Source organism: Phyllobacterium sp. 21LDTY02-6 (assembly GCF_023554255.2).
In the GTDB taxonomy this organism is placed as follows: domain Bacteria; phylum Pseudomonadota; class Alphaproteobacteria; order Rhizobiales; family Rhizobiaceae; genus Phyllobacterium.
Genome location: NZ_JAMJWD020000006.1, coordinates 98,241 through 114,674, shown reverse-complemented (window position 1 = coordinate 114,674; position 16,434 = coordinate 98,241). Strand labels below are relative to the sequence as shown.

Genomic DNA, 16,434 nt, shown 5'->3' with positions numbered 1-16,434 from the left:
CCGACGCGAAGATTCGCAGGCGGTGCCTGAGACAGGGGAGAAGGGCGATGTTCGGATTCAAGATGAGAAGCGCAACGCGTGATCTTGAGGCGGATCTGTCGCGGTTCCAGCGCATCCAGGCAACGCTCGGCCAGGTGATGGACGAGCTTCAGCGCGAGAAGGCGGGATTGCGCAAACGTTATTCGGATGCCTCGGCCGACGCGGCGCTTGTATTCGAAGCCATGCCCGAGGGGGAAAGCCAGCAGCCCTATGAGGCCAAGCTCGATGTCTTCGCCAAGTCGATACAGAACTGCGAGCGCCGGATAAACTTCATCGACGCGCAGATCGTGTTCGTCAGCGAGATATTGATAAGCGTAAGGTCGTTTTGCGGCAGGCACGCACTCTAGTTGGCCGCCGGTCGCACCAGCAATACTTTGTCGACAAGTTTAACGAACGAATATTGTTCGCCTGAACTGGCCCGCGGCCCTCCCGATTGGCCCCGGCACGGATGAAAATCGCACTGTAATGTCCTTCCGGAGCACAATACCGGCCGGCCGGCAGACATGAGCACCGCGATAGATCATATTTATTAGCGTTTCGGATCATCGCGGGTATAGAGAACTATTGAAACCTATAGTAGAGTTTAAACAAACTGACGGGAAATGGCATTTGGAATACACCTTAACCTATTGAATCATCTGATATGCAAGGTCGTGCTCAATGAAAATGGCAGTTTTTGGAGAGGCAACTGTTGGCCTGGGTGGGCAGCTCGTTCCGCGCGTGCCTGCCAATTTTCTAAGAATTGTTGTTTACCTCTTCCTCGAATCGGGAAGTTATTCCGTTTCCCGCAGCAAACTATCCCAGATTCTGTGGTCTGACACCGACCAGGCCCATGCTTCCATGAACCTGCGTCAATGTCTGGCGCGCATACGCAAGTTCCAGGACCAATATGGTTTGAACCTCATCCAGAGCGACGCGACCTATGTCTATCTGGATCTGGAACAGGTGCGCTCGCAGCTCCTCGAAATCGATCTGCTGGACTATCTGAACTGCAAATGCCGGGACGACATCGAATCCGTCCTGCGGATCGCCGATATCTACAATGGCGATCTGCTCATGCAGCATGAATCGCAGAGCGCCGATTTCGATGAATGGCTCGATGTCCAGCGGGCAAAGCTCAGGGACGAGACGATCAACATATTGCTGAGCGTCGTGAACCGGCCGATCGGCGTGAGCGTCGACGAAAAGCGCATCTGCGCCTGCAAGTTGATCGAGATCGATCCCTATCAGGAAGTTGCCTACCGGGTGCTGATGGCCACGGCCTCGCAACTGGGGCAGATAACGAAGGTCGAGCGGACTTTCCGCGAATGTGCAAAGAAATTGCGCGACGATCTGGATGTCGAGCCCGAGACGGAAACCGTCGAACTCTACCAGAGACTGTTGCCGAAGCAGCTTCCGAATGAAGGGCGCGCCGTCGGCACCTTCACCGGTATTGAACTGCCGCGCGGGCTGCAGGCGTCGAGCGTGATCGAGCAGAATGAGCGCGTCGGGCTGCCGCGCATCATCATGCTCTATATGCCGCACAATGCCGATGATCCGATAGAACAGCTTGCCGCATCGCTGATCGACGACATTACGATCGGCCTTTGCCGGCTGCGCACGGTTTCGGTCGTCGCCCCCTATACGTCGCGGCGGATCGTCGTCGACTCGCCGGTCGAAAGTTTCGAGCATCTCGGCACGCAGTTCGGTGTGAATTATGCGATCGACAGCAAGATCATGCGCCGCGACGGCACCTGTTTCCTGTCGGTGAAGCTGATCGACGTGGCAACGCAGCAGATCGTCTGGGCCGAGAAGCAGCGCTTCGACTATGTTCTGCCGGAGCAGCAATACCGGCAATTGTCGATACGCATCATCCTGTCGGTGGTCTCGATCATAGAGAAGACCGAGCTGGACCGCTACAATACGCTGTACCAGGACCCCAACGCCTACTACTGGTATCTCACCGGCAAGCGCGATCTCGACAAGTTCGACCTGGTCAAGCTTCGCCAGGCGCGCCAGTCGTTCAAGAATGCCCTCGTCGCTTCCGAGGACTTCGTACCCGCGCTGAGCGGCATTGCCCGGACGATGCAGAAAGAGTGGCTGATGCAGGCCCGCAGCGACAAGGACATTCTCATCGAAGGCGAGCAGATCGCCAAGCGCGCGGCGCCGACCGATCCGAATGACGAGCGGCCATTGCGCGAACTCGGCACGATCAGCATGTATCTCGGCAAGTATGACGACAGCCTCGAATATTTCGATCAGGGCGAGTCGATCAATCCCCAACATGCCGACCTGCTGGCCGACTATGCCGACGCATTGACGCATTATGGCTGGCTCGAACAGGCGGTCGAGAAGATCGAGGTGGCGATCGCGCACAATCCGCTTGCGCCGGATTATTATTACTGGGTCGGCGCCGGTGCATTGCATGCGCTCGACCGGCACGAAGATGCCATCGCCTATACGAACAGGATGCAAAACCCGCGGGCGGCCGCACGATTGATAGCAGCCTGCTGGGCCATGCTCGGAGAGCGTGACGAAGCGGCGAGATTCCGCGCCTACTCGCTGGAGGACAATCCGGGGTTCAAGATCAGCGACTGGACCAAGAGCATGTGCCTGAGGGTGCCGGAACAGCGGCAGAAATATGAGGTCTCGCTGCGCGAAGCGGGCTTCCATTAAACGGTTCGCGACGAAATCGGGGCAGGAATGGCAAAGTATTTTCTTCTGGGGGACGCCAGCGATCTTTGGCTGGTGGATGTCGAAGCGGGCTCGGTCGTGCCGATCAGCGAAGAGCTGCTGGCAAGCCCTTTCAGCTCCGACGTGTTGAAACTGGTCGATCGCGCAAGGCGAAATGGCATGTCGCTCATAAGGGGCGTCAGCGTGGCCATCTCCGGCGATGCGCGCGCGGAACTTGCGACCAAGTCGTACAGCGAGAATAACGAAAATTAAGTGGAGAAACGGCGGGAACTTTACTGCAGTTGCTCCACCCATTGACGTCCGCACGAATCAGAATAACCTCTCCTTGTGAGCTCTTTACTTGGAAAGGTTATAGTCATGGGAAAGTTTTACATTGTTGACGACATGACCACCGACAAGCTTTGGCTGGTGGATGAACATAAACGCCCGATTGAGCTGATCGACAGGGATGTCCTTGGTTCCATGGGCAACGCAGGCGCAGAATTTCTGAAAAGAATGGATAATCGCGACCGGTCGACAGTAATGTCGGGCGTTTGCCGCAGTGACGCTTCGGATCGCGCCTATTCCGCAAGCCCCTGCTAAGGGACAGGTTCCGCCGGGGCCGGAATGGTCCCGGCGGAACATCCTTATGGCGGCATGGGACACGCCCTCGTGGACAATTCATGAAACCCCTGGACGTGACGTCGATAATGGCACGGCTGGCCGGCGATGAGGCGAGGCTTGTGGCCGCTGCTCGCTCCGACAGTCTTTCCTCTGCCCGGCTTCAAAACGCTGCAACGCTCGTGGAGCGCTTGCGCCCGCATTTCCCGCGGCTCGGCATTGTCCGCATTGCCGACATGACGGGGCTCGACCGTATAGGAATTCCCGTCTGGATGGCTGTCCGGCCAAACAGCCGGACGCTGGCCGTGAGCCAGGGCAAGGGGATGAGCGCCGCTCATGCCCAGGCATCGGCTGTCATGGAAGCGGCGGAGATCGCCATTGCCGAGAATATCGGCCTGCCACGTCTGACAGCTTCGCGGCGGGAACTGATCGAGCAGGGGAACGCGGTCTTCGACGGGCGCATGTTGCTGATGCGCGATGCTGACGAGCCGGCGATGGACGAGCCGGTGGAATGGCTGCAGGGCCATGATCTCATCAAGCAATCGCCGGTCATGGTTCCGCACGAACTGGTCACGCTCGATTTCACCACTGCCCGGCGGGCGTTTCATTATACCCAATCGACGGATGGGCTGGCCTCGGGCAATTGCCTGCTGGAGGCTGTCATTCATGGGCTTTGCGAGCGCGTGGAGCGTGACGCGATCGAACTCTGGCGCTTCAGGAAGGATGCGGCGGTCGAGGCGAATTGTGTCGATCCGGCTGCCCTCAGGCATGAGGGCATCGACGGGCTGGCGCACAGCATCAAGACCGCCGGGTTCGAACTGAGGCTTTTCGATATCAGCTCCGATATCGGGCTGCCCGTGTTCATGGCTACCATCTCTCCGCGGACGCGCCACGAATCCTACCTGCATTTCGATCTGGCAGCTGGCTATGGCTGTCATCTTTCGCCGACGGTTGCGGCGATGCGGGCGATCACCGAAGCTGCGCAGACGCGCATCACCAATATTTCCGGCGCCCGGGACGATTTCGACCCCGCCGAATATGCGCAGCGGCTGGCACCGGATCTTGCCGTCTACATCAATGCTGCGCCACTGGCGGATTTCGCTTTTGCCGACGCGATGCCGCAGGACAAGGCGCGGCTCGAATCCTATCTGGCGCCATTGCGGGCCAGCGGGATCGGCAGCGTTGTCGTCGTGCCGCTCGGCGGCGAGGAGTTCGGCATCTCCGTCTGCCGGGTGCTGGTGAACGAACTGGAAAGCCCGGTCGGCATGCGCAAGCATCGCTTTGGCGGAAGGGCGCTCACCGCCCTGCTGCGGCATTAGGAGCGGGCGATGAAGATATTGTTTGCCGGTCCAAGCCTGTCGGGAACGCCTTATGTTCCGCTGGAAGGCGGCAAGGACCGGCTGGTGCCGGAGCATGATCTGACCTGCCGCGGCCCGGCCAGATGCGGTGACATCACGCGGGCGGTGCAGCAGGGGTTTCGCCGGATCGGTCTCGTCGATGGCCGGTTCGAGGACGTGGCGGCGGTCTGGCACAAGGAGATTCTCTACGCGCTCTCGCGCGGCGTCGTCGTCTACGGAGCCGCCAGCATGGGGGCGCTGCGGGCGGCGGAATGCCACCCATTCGGCATGATCGGCCTCGGCCAGGTGTTCGAAAGATATGCTTTCGGCGGACTTGAGGACGATGCGGCCGTCGCGCAGATCCACGCTCCGGCCGAGTTCGGCTATGTGGCCTTCAGCGAGGCGATGGTGACCGTGGATGCGACGCTGGAGCGTGCGATGGAAGCCGGTTCCATCACGCTGGACGAAGCAGGCGCAATCAGGGACGCCTGCAATGGCGTTTTCTTCAAGGATCGGACGCGAAAGCGCATCTTCGCATGTGCGGATGCCGTGGTGCCCGGCTCCGCCGTCAAGCTCGCAGCAGCCTGGCGCCATATCAAGCGGGAGGATGCCGAGATTCTACTTCAAATCCTGCTCGGGCGAGAGTTGAAAGCACCGTCGCCGCAGGTTTCATCTGCCTTTTCCGGGTGGACATTCAATGAAACGGTGCAATGGGCGAAACTAAAGAACTAGTACTGCTGCAGCGCACAATCAGTTCTATCTATAATCATATTGATTACGGAATTTGTCTAAAATTGTCGAAAAAGATACTGACGAGTCACGCTCGCGTAACGGGTAGCGCCTTAGCTTCATCACGTGGTCGCAAGTTTAAACGCATGAAAAACAAAATTAATCAAGCGTGTGTGGGAGCAAGCGGGCAGCAGTCGGTGGGGGACCTACGCCGGAACTCTAAAGTGATTGAATGTAGGGTTTCGGCGTAGCACCGCGTCTCGGACGTCCATCCAACCAATTACAATAATCTAGAACCTGAACGGACGCGCTTGTCTGCAAGCGTGCGACGGACTTTGGGCAAGGGGCAGTTTTGTGAAAGTTGCAATCGTTCATTATTGGCTGCTGTCGATGCGCGGCGGTGAAAAGGTGCTTGAAGCGCTGAGCGAGCTTTATCCGGAAGCCGATATCTTCACCCTGGTCTACGACCCGGATGCGATCAAGGGACGGCTGAAGAACCATACGATCAAGACGTCGTTCCTCCAGAAAATCCCCGGCGTGAAGAAATACTACCAGCTGATGCTTCCGCTCATGCCGTTGGCGCTCGAAAGCATGGATATCACCGATTACGATCTGGTGATCTCGAGCGAATCCGGCCCGGCGAAGGGAATCATCCCGAAGCCCGACGCGCTGCATGTCTGCTACTGCCATTCGCCCATGCGCTATATCTGGGATCATTATTTCTTCTATCACGCCAATGCGGGCTTCTTGAAACGGCTGCTCATGCCGGTCATCGCGTCCCGGTTGCGGCAATGGGATGTCTCGACGAGCGCCCGGGTAGATCGCTTCGTCGCCAATTCGCGTCACATCGCCAATCGCGTCGAGAAATATTACCGCCGGGACGCGACTGTCATCCATCCGCCGGTTTCGGTGGATGATTTCGCCATCGCGGACGATATCGGCGACTTCTACCTCTGTGCCGGGCAGCTGGTCGGATATAAGCGCGTGGACATCGCGGTCGATGCCTTCACCAGGATGCAGAAGAACCTCGTCGTCATCGGCACCGGCGAAGAGATGGAAGACCTCAAGCGCCGCGCCGGTCCGACGATAAAATTTCTCGACCATCAGCCCTTCGCGTCGCTGAAGAAGCACATGGCGCAATGCAAGGCGTTGATATTTCCGGGCGAGGAGGATTTCGGCATCGTTCCGGTGGAGGTCATGGCCAGCGGCCGGCCGGTTCTCGCCTATGGTCGCGGCGGCGCGATGGATACGGTCGTCGAGGGCCTGTCCGGCATGCTCTTCGCCGAGCAGAGCGTCGAGTGCCTGATCGAAAGCGTGGCGAAGTTCGAGGCGGCCGAGGCCGGTTTCGAGCCGAAGGCGATCCGGGCGCACGCACTCAACTTCAGCAAGGACAATTTCAAGAAGAAGATCAAGATGCTGGTGCAGGAAGAGCTTGCGAAACGCAGCGCCGTCGCCGCCGGCCTGTCTCCGGTCAACGTGCCGCCGGCGATCCCGGAGGGCTGGCCGAAGCCGGGCGCACTCGTTCTTGCGCGCAGTCCGAAGACGCGGAGACCGGCCGATGTCGTCCAGCCCAGCTGAAAACGCTTTAGTGCCGCTCGAACGAGTGGTTGTCATCAATGACGAGGCAATAGCGAGCGGCGGAGCTGCCGTTCTGGCGCTGCTATCGGCCCGACTCCTGCGCGAGGCCGGGATACCCGTCACCTTCCTCAGCGGCGACGCCGGATCCAATCCTGCGCTGTCCTCGGACGGGATCGAGGTATCCGGTATCGGCAGCGCGCCGCTCCTGAAGCTGCCATTGCACAGGCGGATTGTCGAAGGCGCCTATAACCGGCTGGCCCACCGCCGGATACGCGAATATATCGCGCAGCACGACACGCCCGGCACGATCTACCACGTGCATGCCTGGGCGCAGATATTATCGCCATCGATCTTCTCGGCGCTGCGGCCCGTGCATCACCGGCTGGTCATCTCGGCCCATGATTTTACCCTGGTCTGCCCGAATGGCAGCTATGCCAATTTCAACCAGTCGACCGTATGCGAGCTGACGCCGCTCAGCCGCCAGTGCCTCGCTTCGCATTGCGACAAGCGGCGATATGCCGACAAGGTCTGGCGTTTCGGCCGTTCATGGCTGCGGACGCGGTTGCTGCAGCTTGCCGATTCCGAATGCACGATCGCATCGATCCATCCGCTGATGAACCCATGGCTCGAGCGCGGCGGCATTCCACAGGAGCGGATCAGGACGGTTCTCAATCCGGTTCGTCCCTTTGCCCGCCGGCGGATCCCGGCGGAAACCAATGACGACATCTTCATTATCGGCAGGGTGGAATTCGAGAAGGGCGTGGATATCGCGGCCGAGGCGGCGAGACGCGTCAACAGGAAGCTGCGCGTCATCGGCGATGGCGCTTTCCGGGAGGAACTGCTTCAGCGCTATCCGGAAATTGTCTGGGAGGGCTGGCGGAGCCATGAGGAGATTGCCGAACTCTTGCAGCAGGCGCGCTTCGTGGTGATGCCAAGCCGCCTGCCGGAGCCGTTCGGCCTGGTGGCGCATGAGAGCCTGCAAAGCGGCGTGCCTGTCGTCGCGTTCAAATCGGCCTTCATTGCTCAGGAGGCGAGGCAGCTTGGATGCGGGATCGTGGCGGAACGGACGGACGTCGACAGCCTGGCGGCCGCGTTCGCGAAGATGGACGACGATGCGACGGTCGAGCGCATGAGCCATCTGGCCTTCGATGTGTCGCCGCGCCTGTCCAACACGCCGGGCTCATGGCGGGACGAATTCATCGCGCTTTACAAGTCTCGCCTGCGATCGCAGGAGCAGGCTGTCCTGCGGCCAGGGCCCGAGCTGTCTTACGGGCGGGCGCAGGCCGTATAAATCCGTCGATTGATCACAGAAAAAGACGACTAAATCCAAATCAGCAGGATATCCTGCCAAAAACTATGCTTTTATTCATTTTTGTGGCATATGATCTTGTACGGCAGGGGAATTACTGCCGAATTTCGGGGTATCGTTAAATCCGATTATTTACGGAAGGGCGATATCGACGATTGAAACAAGTTCAAGAGATCGATGCCAAACCCGACAGAAAACCTCAAATCCACCGACGAGCAGCCATCGAAATCCTTTTTCGACCTGGTCGAGGAGAAGTATTTGATCAGATGGGCCGCGTTTCTAACGTGCGTCATCTTCTGGGTTGTTGTCTGGCGCCTGCTCTAGCCCACCGCCGCCTTGGTTGAGGGTGCCGGCCTCACTGTCGCCGGCAACGAGCCAGTTGCGCAAGATTGCCACCGACATCGGCCCCAGATTGGGAATGAGATTGAGATCCAGGCTTGCCGCCCAGATGCGTTCGGGCTCCCAGTCCTGCGGCATGTCCCAGGGCGATCCGCCATATTCAATCCATAGCGCATTGGAGATTCGAGAATGCACGGTCTTCGACGGGCAGAAATCTCTAAGGCGATAGCGCATGGGCAACTCGAGAACATGCATTGATTGATGCGTCATTGCGGCGGTTCCTGCGAACGGTCCTGGTCAGCAACTGCCTCGCGCCAGGAGTACTACTAACGCTGTACGGCACATGATCTTGATGTCGAGAATAAGCGAGCGGGACTTGAAGTAGGCTACATCCAGCTTCACCCGCGTGTCATATCCGGTGCTGCTGCGTCCGCTCACCTGCCACAGGCCTGTGATGCCGGGCTTCAGCGCCGCATAGTAGTGATAGGCATCGCCATAGCGTGCTATTTCGCTCGTGACGATCGGTCGGGGCCCGACGATGCTCATGTCGCCGCGCAGCACGTTGAAGAATTGCGGCAGCTCGTCGAGGCTTGAGACGCGAAGGAAACGACCCAGCCGGTGAATGCGCGGATCGGACTTCAATTTCTGGGTTTCGCGCCATTCGCGCAGGGCTTCCGGATTTTCGTCCAGCAGCTTTTTCAAGCGCTCATCGGCGTCATTCGCCATCGAGCGGAACTTGTAGCAGGTGAATTCCTTGCCATTCTGGCCGATGCGTCTTTGCCGATAGATGATCGGCGTGCCGTCATGTGCGATGAGGGCGACGACGATCGCCACGAGCACGGGAAAGAGAAAAGCCAATGCGACGACAGCGAAAGCAACGTCAAGCGCCCTTTTGGAAAGGTCATAGAACAGTTTGTTTTGCGCATTCGTTATTTCTGGCCGTTGTTCAACCAACGGTTCTGATATGTAGGACATAATGTAAACCCCAAGCCACCCATTGCCGCTCTAAGTCAGATAAATTTCACGTCGTCTTCTTGCGCGAGAACATTGCCGTTCCTTGCGTGTTTCAGTGTAGAAGTTTAAACCGAAGTATTACCCAACAGCTTCTTATTTTTATTTGTGAGCGATTCCATTTTATACGTTAAAATTATAGTATATGCCTCTGGCGTCAATAATTAATAGTGACTAATGGCGGCGGTTGTGCCTTTATCAATATTCATTAAATGTTTAGGAAAATTTGACGCAAATTGCCTGTTTTCGCGATCGAATCGGCGAAACGGTGCAGCATTTCAGGCCCGGCACAAATCGATCACGAAGCGCCCGCCGAGGAAATCGACATGATGACATGCGACGATTCCCGGTTTGAAATTGGGCTCGATGAGTCGCAAGGGCCGCTCGCTGTATTCGTCGGCATCGAGCCGGGTTATTTCCTGGATATTGAGCCCATAGCCATAGACGCCATGGGAATTGCATTGAGACGGGCGCAACAGGCGGTCGCCGACGAGGTGGACGCGTCCGGCATTGCGCGCGATGTCGCTGCCGATGATCACCGGGTTGCGCTTGTGCGGGACCACCGACGTCAGGGCGGGGCCATCCACGGCGAAGGCATAGAGTTCGCTGCAATGGTCCATGAAGTCCGAATGATCGGATAGCGACGTCAGCAGCCACCATTGCCCCTTGGTCTTGAACATGACCGTATCGGCTGGGCTTTGCCCCTCCAGGGCAGTCGCATGCAGTTCCCACTTCAGCGGAAATTCCACGGACTTCCAGATTTCCACGCGCCCGGTCTGATGGGTCTCGGGGATGAGATAGATATCGTCGCCATCATTGAATACGAAAGGATAGGAAAGATGATAGCTGGTGCGCAGGCAGGTGCCCAATAGCTCCGCCTTGCCATCGACGAGCTTCGCCACCGAAAGCCAGGCATTTTCGTGATTGCCGGGAAAACACTCGAAGAACACGTAGTCCTCGCCGTTCCATTGGAAAAGGAAGGGATCGGCGGCCCACATTCCCGGCGTCAGCTGCAGCTCGAGACTCTCCGACGGCCGGAAATCCTCGATACTGCCCGACCCGATATGAACGCCCCAGCTGCGGGCTTTCAATCCCAGGCGCGTGCGCCCGACGACAAGCGCCTTGGTCAGGATATTTCCGGCGAGGCGCCGGAGATAGGGCGGCAGGTCCCGATAGGACGGGCTATGCTCTGCTTCCGTGGGCTGAACCGCCGCGGCCGGCTTCAGCTCGCCGCTATCGGCGATCCGGCGCAATTCGCGCATGAGAAGGATGACCGACTTCTCCTTGAGGAATGCGCCATTGACCGTTGCGCAGAATTTGGTGCCATAGGATGCGCCGGCGAGCGGTTGCGGCGGCTCGCCGGCGCTTGCCCGGAAATTGACGACGACCTTGGTGAAAGGACTGCCGTTCCGGACTTCCCGGAAACCGGCCCAGTCATAGCCAGCAGTCTTCCGGTCGACGAAATCCAGCGATAATTCGCCAAGCCTGGTGCGGTCGAGCACGCGCCGCGGCAGTGCGTCAGCGGTGAGGCGGATGAAGATATCCACGCCGCTAAAGGCCGAGCCGTTGTCCGCGGTGATCCGCAGCAGCTGGCTCTTCACCTCGCGAGCAAGGCTGCTTGTGTTACGGGCGAAGACCATCTGTTCGCCGCGTTGCAGCAGCCGGAGGGCGAGCGGGGCTGCCGTCTTTGCCGGAGACCTGTTCTCGACAATGTCGCGGAGTTCAAACCGGCTGTCGGCCAGAATATCTGCGAGCAGCTTTGCTTCCCAGTTGCTCAGTTCCTCGATGGAATCAATGGCAACGCCAATGGCGAGTTTTGACACGCGGGCCCCCTGCGATGCTCGGTTTGTTCGCTGTTTTTCTTCATTGCCGATGCGACCGAGCTTCCCCTTTTTAAGGAATGTCCCATGTTCGATTGGGTTCGTCCAGACGGGCTAATCGAATTGATTAGCAATGTAGTTCCTGAAAATGCGCTGCCGATCTGTTAGAAATCGGAGACTGCCGGCGTTCATGGATCAGCCGAAATAAACAAGCAAAAACAATATCGAACGGCCGAAGCTGCGGCCGAACAGAGCGGTGGGGTATATATCCTGGATCAGTTCCCGAAAAGAGATGCCGGAAGTGTGACGGCCCGGAAAGCGGCGGCCATGGGAATAGCCGCGCTCGGCTCGCGCGTCTCTGCGCAGGTCGCCCAGATGGCCGTATTCATTCTGGCCGCGCGCACGCTCACCGCCGCGGAATTCGGGCTCTATACGCTCACGCTGGCGATCGCGATATTCCTGACCCGCGTCGCGGAAGCCGGCTCGAGGGAGTTCATCATGAGCTGCCGGGAGGACCGCTCGCTGCTCGACCAGATCGGCACTGCCGCCATCATCAGCGGCGCTGCCGGGACAGCGGGCGGACTCATCGCCGCGAAGTTCATCGACAGCATCTTTTCCGTCCAGGGCGCGGCGAGCCTGCTCTGCCTGTTTTCCGCATGGGTGTTCCTTGCCACCTTGAGCGCGGTCTATACCGGACTGCTCGTCAGGCGCAGCCAGTCGGAGCTCCACTCGGTCTTTCTCATGGTCGGGGAAGCGGTCGGCTTGCTGACTGCGCTGGCGGGGCTCTATTCCGGCCTCGGCATATTCGCGCTGGCGATTGGCAAGCTCAGCATGCAGGTGATTTACCTCAGTGCCGCATTCGTCGCCACGAAATGGTTCCCGCGCCTCAGGCTGGAATGGAGCGTCGTGCGCGAACTGGCGGCCTTTTCGAGGCACATCCTTTCGACGCGCATGATCGCCTATATCCAGACCTATGCGGTGACTTTCATCATCGGCGGCTTCATCGGAACAGCCGGCGTTGGTTATTACCGTGTCGCGGAACGTCTCGCCTCCTCGTTCTTCGAACTCATGGAGGAGCCGGCGCGGCTGATTTCGTGGGTGTCGTTGCGGCGGGTCATCGACAATGACGCGCATCATACCGAGACGAAGCTGCGCGTCGGGCAGGAAATTACCTTGCTGATGCCGTTTCTTCTGGCGCTCGCCCTTCCGATCTTTATCGGCCTGGCGCTGGTTTCGGAGGATCTGGTGGTCCTGCTGCTCGGGGAACCATGGCATCCGGCAGCGCCCATCACGTCGATCCTGGCGCTGGCCTATCTGATGTGCATTCCTCAAGTGCTGTCCGAACCTGCGCTTTCGCTGACGGGCCAGATCAATCTTCTGCCGCGGATATCGCTCTTCAACGCGGCGATCGCCATCGCCATCATCTTTGCCACCGTGCCGTCTGGTATCGAAGCTGTTGCCGCAGGCCAGTTCGCCGCCGGCGTAATCAGCTTCATCGCGACGGTTTGGCTGCAGTTCCGCTATGGCCGTGTGTCATGGGGAAGGATCGCAAGGCGTGCCGCCATCGTGCTTCCCGGCCTCGCCGCCATGGCGGGGGCCGTCCTCTGGTTCGCGGCGGCACCAATGGCGCCGGGATTGAAGCTGGCCTTGCAGGTGGCGACGGGCGCCATCGCCTATGGCCTCATCGCCGGGGCAGCGTTTTTCATCGCATACCGATCAAATGACTGGTCCTCGCTCAGGGAGAGCAGGGCCACGGGAAGCTTGGATTAAATGGGGGTTCCGATGCAGGAAAATCAACGTGGTTTCGCAGCAGGGGTGAAGCATGAGAGGCAGGATCTACGCCGTTTTCTCGATGTCGAGATCGAAATTGCCCCGGGTGTGCTTGCGCCTCGCGAGGAGACGGAACTGCTTTGCCTTGCTGCCATCGAGCGGTTGACGGAGGAGGAAGAGCCCCTCGTCATCGATATGTGCTGCGGTTCCGGCAATCTTGGCTTGGCGATAGCGACCGCAGTCAGTTCGGCACGGGTCATCGGCGCCGACCTGACCGACGAAACCGTGGAACTCGCGCGGCGCAACACGGTGCGGCTCGGGCTGAAGAGCCGGGTTTCGATCTATCAGGGCGATCTCTTCGAAGCGCTGAATGGCCAGACGCTCACTGGCAAGGTCGATATGATCGTCTGCAACCCGCCTTATATTTCGACGCGGCGCCTGACCGACAGCCTGGCGCATCTGCTCGAGGACGAGCCGCGGGAAGCCTTCGACGGCGGGCCCTTCGGCATCTCGATCCTGCAAAGGGTGATCCGGGGAGCGGTAGCCTTCCTGAAACCCGATGGCTATCTGATCATGGAATTCGGCGAAGGCCAGGTGGAGCAGGTGCGGCACCTCGTGACGCGTGTCGAGGGCTTTGCGCCGCCGGTCTTCATAACCAATGAGGAGGGTACTCCCCGCGTCGTGGTGGCGCGCAGGGAGGCTATGGGAGCGGATCGTGGATAGCACTGGCGCCGGCCTGATCAGACCTCTGACGAAGGCGGACATCCCCGCCGTCGCCAGCATGTTCTGGCGTATGTTCAAGCCGAAGAACCAGACCGTCTCGCCTGCCGCCGAAGCCTATCTGGAATCGCTGTATCTCAATCCCGACAGCCGGGACAAGGATATCATTTCCCAGGTCTTCATCGGCGACAATGGCGTGCTCAACGGCTTCATCGGTTCGCTGCCGCTTCGTATGAGCATTCAGGGGCGGACGCTGCGCGCTGCCATATGCGGGCCTCTCATGGTCGAGCATCATGCCTCGGACCCGTTGGCGGGCGCACGGTTGCTGCGCACATTTCTGGCCGGGCCGCAGGATCTTTCGCTAAGCGAAACGGCCAATGAAACCTCCCGCCTCATGTGGACCAGGCTGCGCGGCGTCGTCCTGCCGTCCTACAGCCTGGAATGGGTCAAGATATTCCGGCCTGCGGGATTCGCCGCCGATTTCGCGATGCGCTACACGCCGCTGGCGCGTTCGCTGAAGCCACTGGCGGCGCCCCTCGATCGGCTGGCCGGGAACTGGAGCCGCGGCCATCTGCAGGAGCAGGGCGGACTGCGCGCCACGAGCGACGAGGCGACCGATTTCCCGACGTTGATGGAGCTGATACCGTCCTTCCTGCAACATTATGATCTGCGCCCGGATTGGACGGGTGACGAACTTCGTTCGGTTCTGAACGCAGCGATAACCAAGTCTTCCTATGGCGAGCTTCACAGCCGCATTGTCCGATCCGGTTCGGGCACCGCGCTCGGCGCCTATCTCTACCACGGAGGCAGCGGCAGGGTGGCGCGCATCCTGCAGATATTTGCACGGCGCGGACAGGAGGATGCGGTGCTCGATCGCCTGTTGTCGCATGCTGCCCAGTCGGGAGCAGTCGCGGCGCGGGCACGCATCCAGCCAAATCTGATGGCGGCGATGATGGTGCGCAAGGGCATGTTCTTCCAGCGCTCGTCCACGGTTCTTCACGCGCGGGATGAAGCGGTGCTCGGCGCATTCGCCGCGGGAAATGCCTTCTTCAATGGATTGGCGGGCGAAGCCTGGAACAGGCTCAATGGCGACGATTTCCGCTGACCTTGGCCCAACAGTCAGTGGCTGATGTTTTTCTCCTGCATGAAGCTCCAGATCGAACGATTCACGCTGATGATCGAATCGATCGTATTCTGGATCCGCTGCAATTCGGCATCGTCGAGCGCTTCCACCTTGCCATATTTCAGGCTCTCGTCCATGTCGATGATGCGCATCAGCTGCGTGGAGGCCATGCGGCCGGATTCATCGAAGGAATAGATGCAGTGATTGTACTTGTTGCGCAGGCGCTGTTCGCGCGTCATGCGCGAGGTGATGTCGAGAACCGACTTCTTGACGTCCGGAGGGGTTGACCGGATTTTGGCCAACCGCTCCAGAAGATCTATGCGAGCGCGTGTCGTATTGAGTGTCAGGAATACGATCGTCGCCGCTTCCTTATTGGTATCGAGGAGGTGGGCAATCAGGTAGATGAACAGGCTTTCGGTGTTCGTCCAGGCATAGTTCAGCTTGCCCACCAGCATCAGTACGTCGTCAAATCGTGACATTGCCTAGAGCGCTCTCACCATTTCAGCGCCACCATTCATGCGCGCCATTGACGTACCGTAACCTCTAAAAGGGGGCGAGTATCGCTCCTGGTCCTTGTTGTTGCGATAGACCGCAGCCGCCTGGGTCCGGTTGTGGACGCGCAGTTTGCGGATGAGGTTGTGCACATGGACCTTGACGGTGTGTTCCGACAGCGACAGCCGATCCGCGATGATCTTGTTCTGGAGGCCTTCCGACAGAAGCTCCAGAATCTGGTGTTCCCGGATCGTGAGCGTCTTGATCGGCTTCGTACCGTTGCCGGCAGCCCGCAAGGACGTCTCGATGGACGTGACGGAAGGCTTTTCCTGCTCGGCGCCGGCCGAGCGGACAATGGATGTCGGATAGTATTCGCCGCCATTGAGCAGAAGCCAGATGACGGCCAGCCAGACGTCGAGCTTCAGGTTGAATGGCAGAAGCCCCTGGATCTGCTTGTTGTCGAAGAGGTGGCTCAGCTCATGGATTCCGGTGGCGGATTCCTCGATCATCATCGTGATCGATGCCGACGGGAACCGTTCGCGGCAGCGCATGACGCAACCCGTGACGTCATCGGCAAAGCTGGCCTGGATCAGCGCGAGTCCCACCTCGCTATCAAATGGTTCAGCCTCGACCAATTCGTCGGCGAGGTAGATCTCCAGGTTCGGGAAAGTTCTTTCAAGAGATTGCACCAGGCCCTGAAATACGGCGCCGGACTCCGCGTAGATGAATACGCCGTTCTTTGACTTGGCTGGCCCCTCTGATCTGGACGGATTTTCTATTTTCAGGCGTGATATAGAATTGTTCATAATAGTCCCCTACGCCCCAAAATAAGTGTCACCTCGGGGCCAGTTAGCGTTTCGCGTTTTGTTTTGTAATTGTGAACATTTCCTCAGC

16 protein-coding genes are annotated in these 16,434 nt (G+C 59.0%); 11 read left to right on the top strand and 5 right to left on the bottom strand.

The window, feature by feature from the left end:
- Positions 1–47 precede the first annotated feature (47 nt).
- The 8 genes from M8997_RS19085 to M8997_RS19050 all read left to right on the top strand — a co-directional run bounded on the left by M8997_RS19085 (position 48) and on the right by M8997_RS19050 (position 8,247).
- The gene (locus M8997_RS19085; RefSeq protein ID WP_250019261.1) at positions 48–386 is read left to right on the top strand and encodes a hypothetical protein; all 339 of its coding nucleotides are present in this window, start codon (positions 48–50) and stop codon (positions 384–386) included.
- Positions 387–879: 493 nt separating this feature from the next.
- On the top strand, positions 880–2,694 hold the full coding sequence (locus M8997_RS19080) for a BTAD domain-containing putative transcriptional regulator (protein WP_250019262.1): 1,815 nt from the start codon (positions 880–882) through the stop codon (positions 2,692–2,694).
- 27 nt (positions 2,695–2,721) lie between these two features.
- Entirely contained in the window at positions 2,722–2,964 is a 243-nt protein-coding gene (locus M8997_RS19075; RefSeq protein ID WP_250019264.1) for a hypothetical protein, read from the top strand.
- Between the two features lie 105 nt (positions 2,965–3,069).
- Positions 3,070–3,294 carry a hypothetical protein gene (locus M8997_RS19070; RefSeq protein ID WP_250019266.1) on the top strand — a complete coding sequence of 75 codons (225 nt, stop codon included), beginning with the start codon at positions 3,070–3,072 and terminating at the stop codon, positions 3,292–3,294.
- 80 nt (positions 3,295–3,374) lie between these two features.
- Positions 3,375–4,631, top strand: a complete 1,257-nt coding sequence (locus M8997_RS19065; protein ID WP_250019267.1) for a YcaO-like family protein — start codon at positions 3,375–3,377, stop codon at positions 4,629–4,631.
- A gap of 9 nt (positions 4,632–4,640) precedes the next feature.
- The gene (locus M8997_RS19060; protein ID WP_250019268.1) at positions 4,641–5,381 is read left to right on the top strand and encodes a TfuA-like protein; all 741 of its coding nucleotides are present in this window, start codon (positions 4,641–4,643) and stop codon (positions 5,379–5,381) included.
- Between the two features lie 351 nt (positions 5,382–5,732).
- Positions 5,733–6,956: a glycosyltransferase gene (locus tag M8997_RS19055; RefSeq protein WP_250019269.1), complete on the top strand. Its 1,224-nt coding sequence runs from the start codon at positions 5,733–5,735 to the stop codon at positions 6,954–6,956.
- Positions 6,937–8,247, top strand: coding sequence for a glycosyltransferase family 4 protein (locus M8997_RS19050; RefSeq protein WP_250019271.1), 1,311 nt, complete (start codon positions 6,937–6,939; stop codon positions 8,245–8,247). The genes M8997_RS19055 and M8997_RS19050 overlap by 20 nt, the downstream gene beginning before the upstream one ends.
- 297 nt (positions 8,248–8,544) lie before the next feature.
- On the opposite strand, the gene M8997_RS19045 is transcribed toward M8997_RS19050, so the two are convergent.
- The 3 genes from M8997_RS19045 to M8997_RS19035 form a co-directional block, all read right to left on the bottom strand.
- Positions 8,545–8,874 (bottom strand): hypothetical protein, encoded by a 330-nt coding sequence (locus M8997_RS19045; RefSeq protein ID WP_250019272.1) that lies wholly within the window; start codon positions 8,872–8,874, stop codon positions 8,545–8,547.
- Positions 8,875–8,901: 27 nt separating this feature from the next.
- Positions 8,902–9,579, bottom strand: coding sequence for a sugar transferase (locus M8997_RS19040; RefSeq protein ID WP_256473399.1), 678 nt, complete (start codon positions 9,577–9,579; stop codon positions 8,902–8,904).
- Between the two features lie 314 nt (positions 9,580–9,893).
- A complete protein-coding gene (locus M8997_RS19035) occupies positions 9,894–11,438 on the bottom strand; it encodes a hypothetical protein (protein WP_250019276.1) in 1,545 nt (514 codons plus the stop codon).
- Positions 11,439–11,762: 324 nt separating this feature from the next.
- Here M8997_RS19035 and M8997_RS19030 point away from each other — a divergent pair, with 324 nt between their 5' ends.
- From M8997_RS19030 to M8997_RS19020, 3 genes are read left to right on the top strand one after another with little or no spacing between them, the layout of a single operon-like run.
- Positions 11,763–13,205, top strand: coding sequence for an oligosaccharide flippase family protein (locus M8997_RS19030; protein WP_250019278.1), 1,443 nt, complete (start codon positions 11,763–11,765; stop codon positions 13,203–13,205).
- 12 nt (positions 13,206–13,217) lie between these two features.
- Positions 13,218–13,928 carry a HemK/PrmC family methyltransferase gene (locus M8997_RS19025; protein WP_250019280.1) on the top strand — a complete coding sequence of 237 codons (711 nt, stop codon included), beginning with the start codon at positions 13,218–13,220 and terminating at the stop codon, positions 13,926–13,928.
- Positions 13,921–15,030: a GNAT family N-acetyltransferase gene (locus tag M8997_RS19020; protein ID WP_250019281.1), complete on the top strand. Its 1,110-nt coding sequence runs from the start codon at positions 13,921–13,923 to the stop codon at positions 15,028–15,030. The genes M8997_RS19025 and M8997_RS19020 overlap by 8 nt, the downstream gene beginning before the upstream one ends.
- Before the next feature lie 14 nt (positions 15,031–15,044).
- On the opposite strand, the gene M8997_RS19015 is transcribed toward M8997_RS19020, so the two are convergent.
- Both M8997_RS19015 and M8997_RS19010 read right to left on the bottom strand, forming a co-directional pair.
- Positions 15,045–15,527, bottom strand: a complete 483-nt coding sequence (locus tag M8997_RS19015) for a hypothetical protein (protein WP_250019282.1) — start codon at positions 15,525–15,527, stop codon at positions 15,045–15,047.
- A 3-nt stretch (positions 15,528–15,530) separates the two neighbouring features.
- Positions 15,531–16,346: a response regulator transcription factor gene (locus M8997_RS19010; RefSeq protein ID WP_250019283.1), complete on the bottom strand. Its 816-nt coding sequence runs from the start codon at positions 16,344–16,346 to the stop codon at positions 15,531–15,533.
- Positions 16,347–16,434 lie beyond the last annotated feature (88 nt).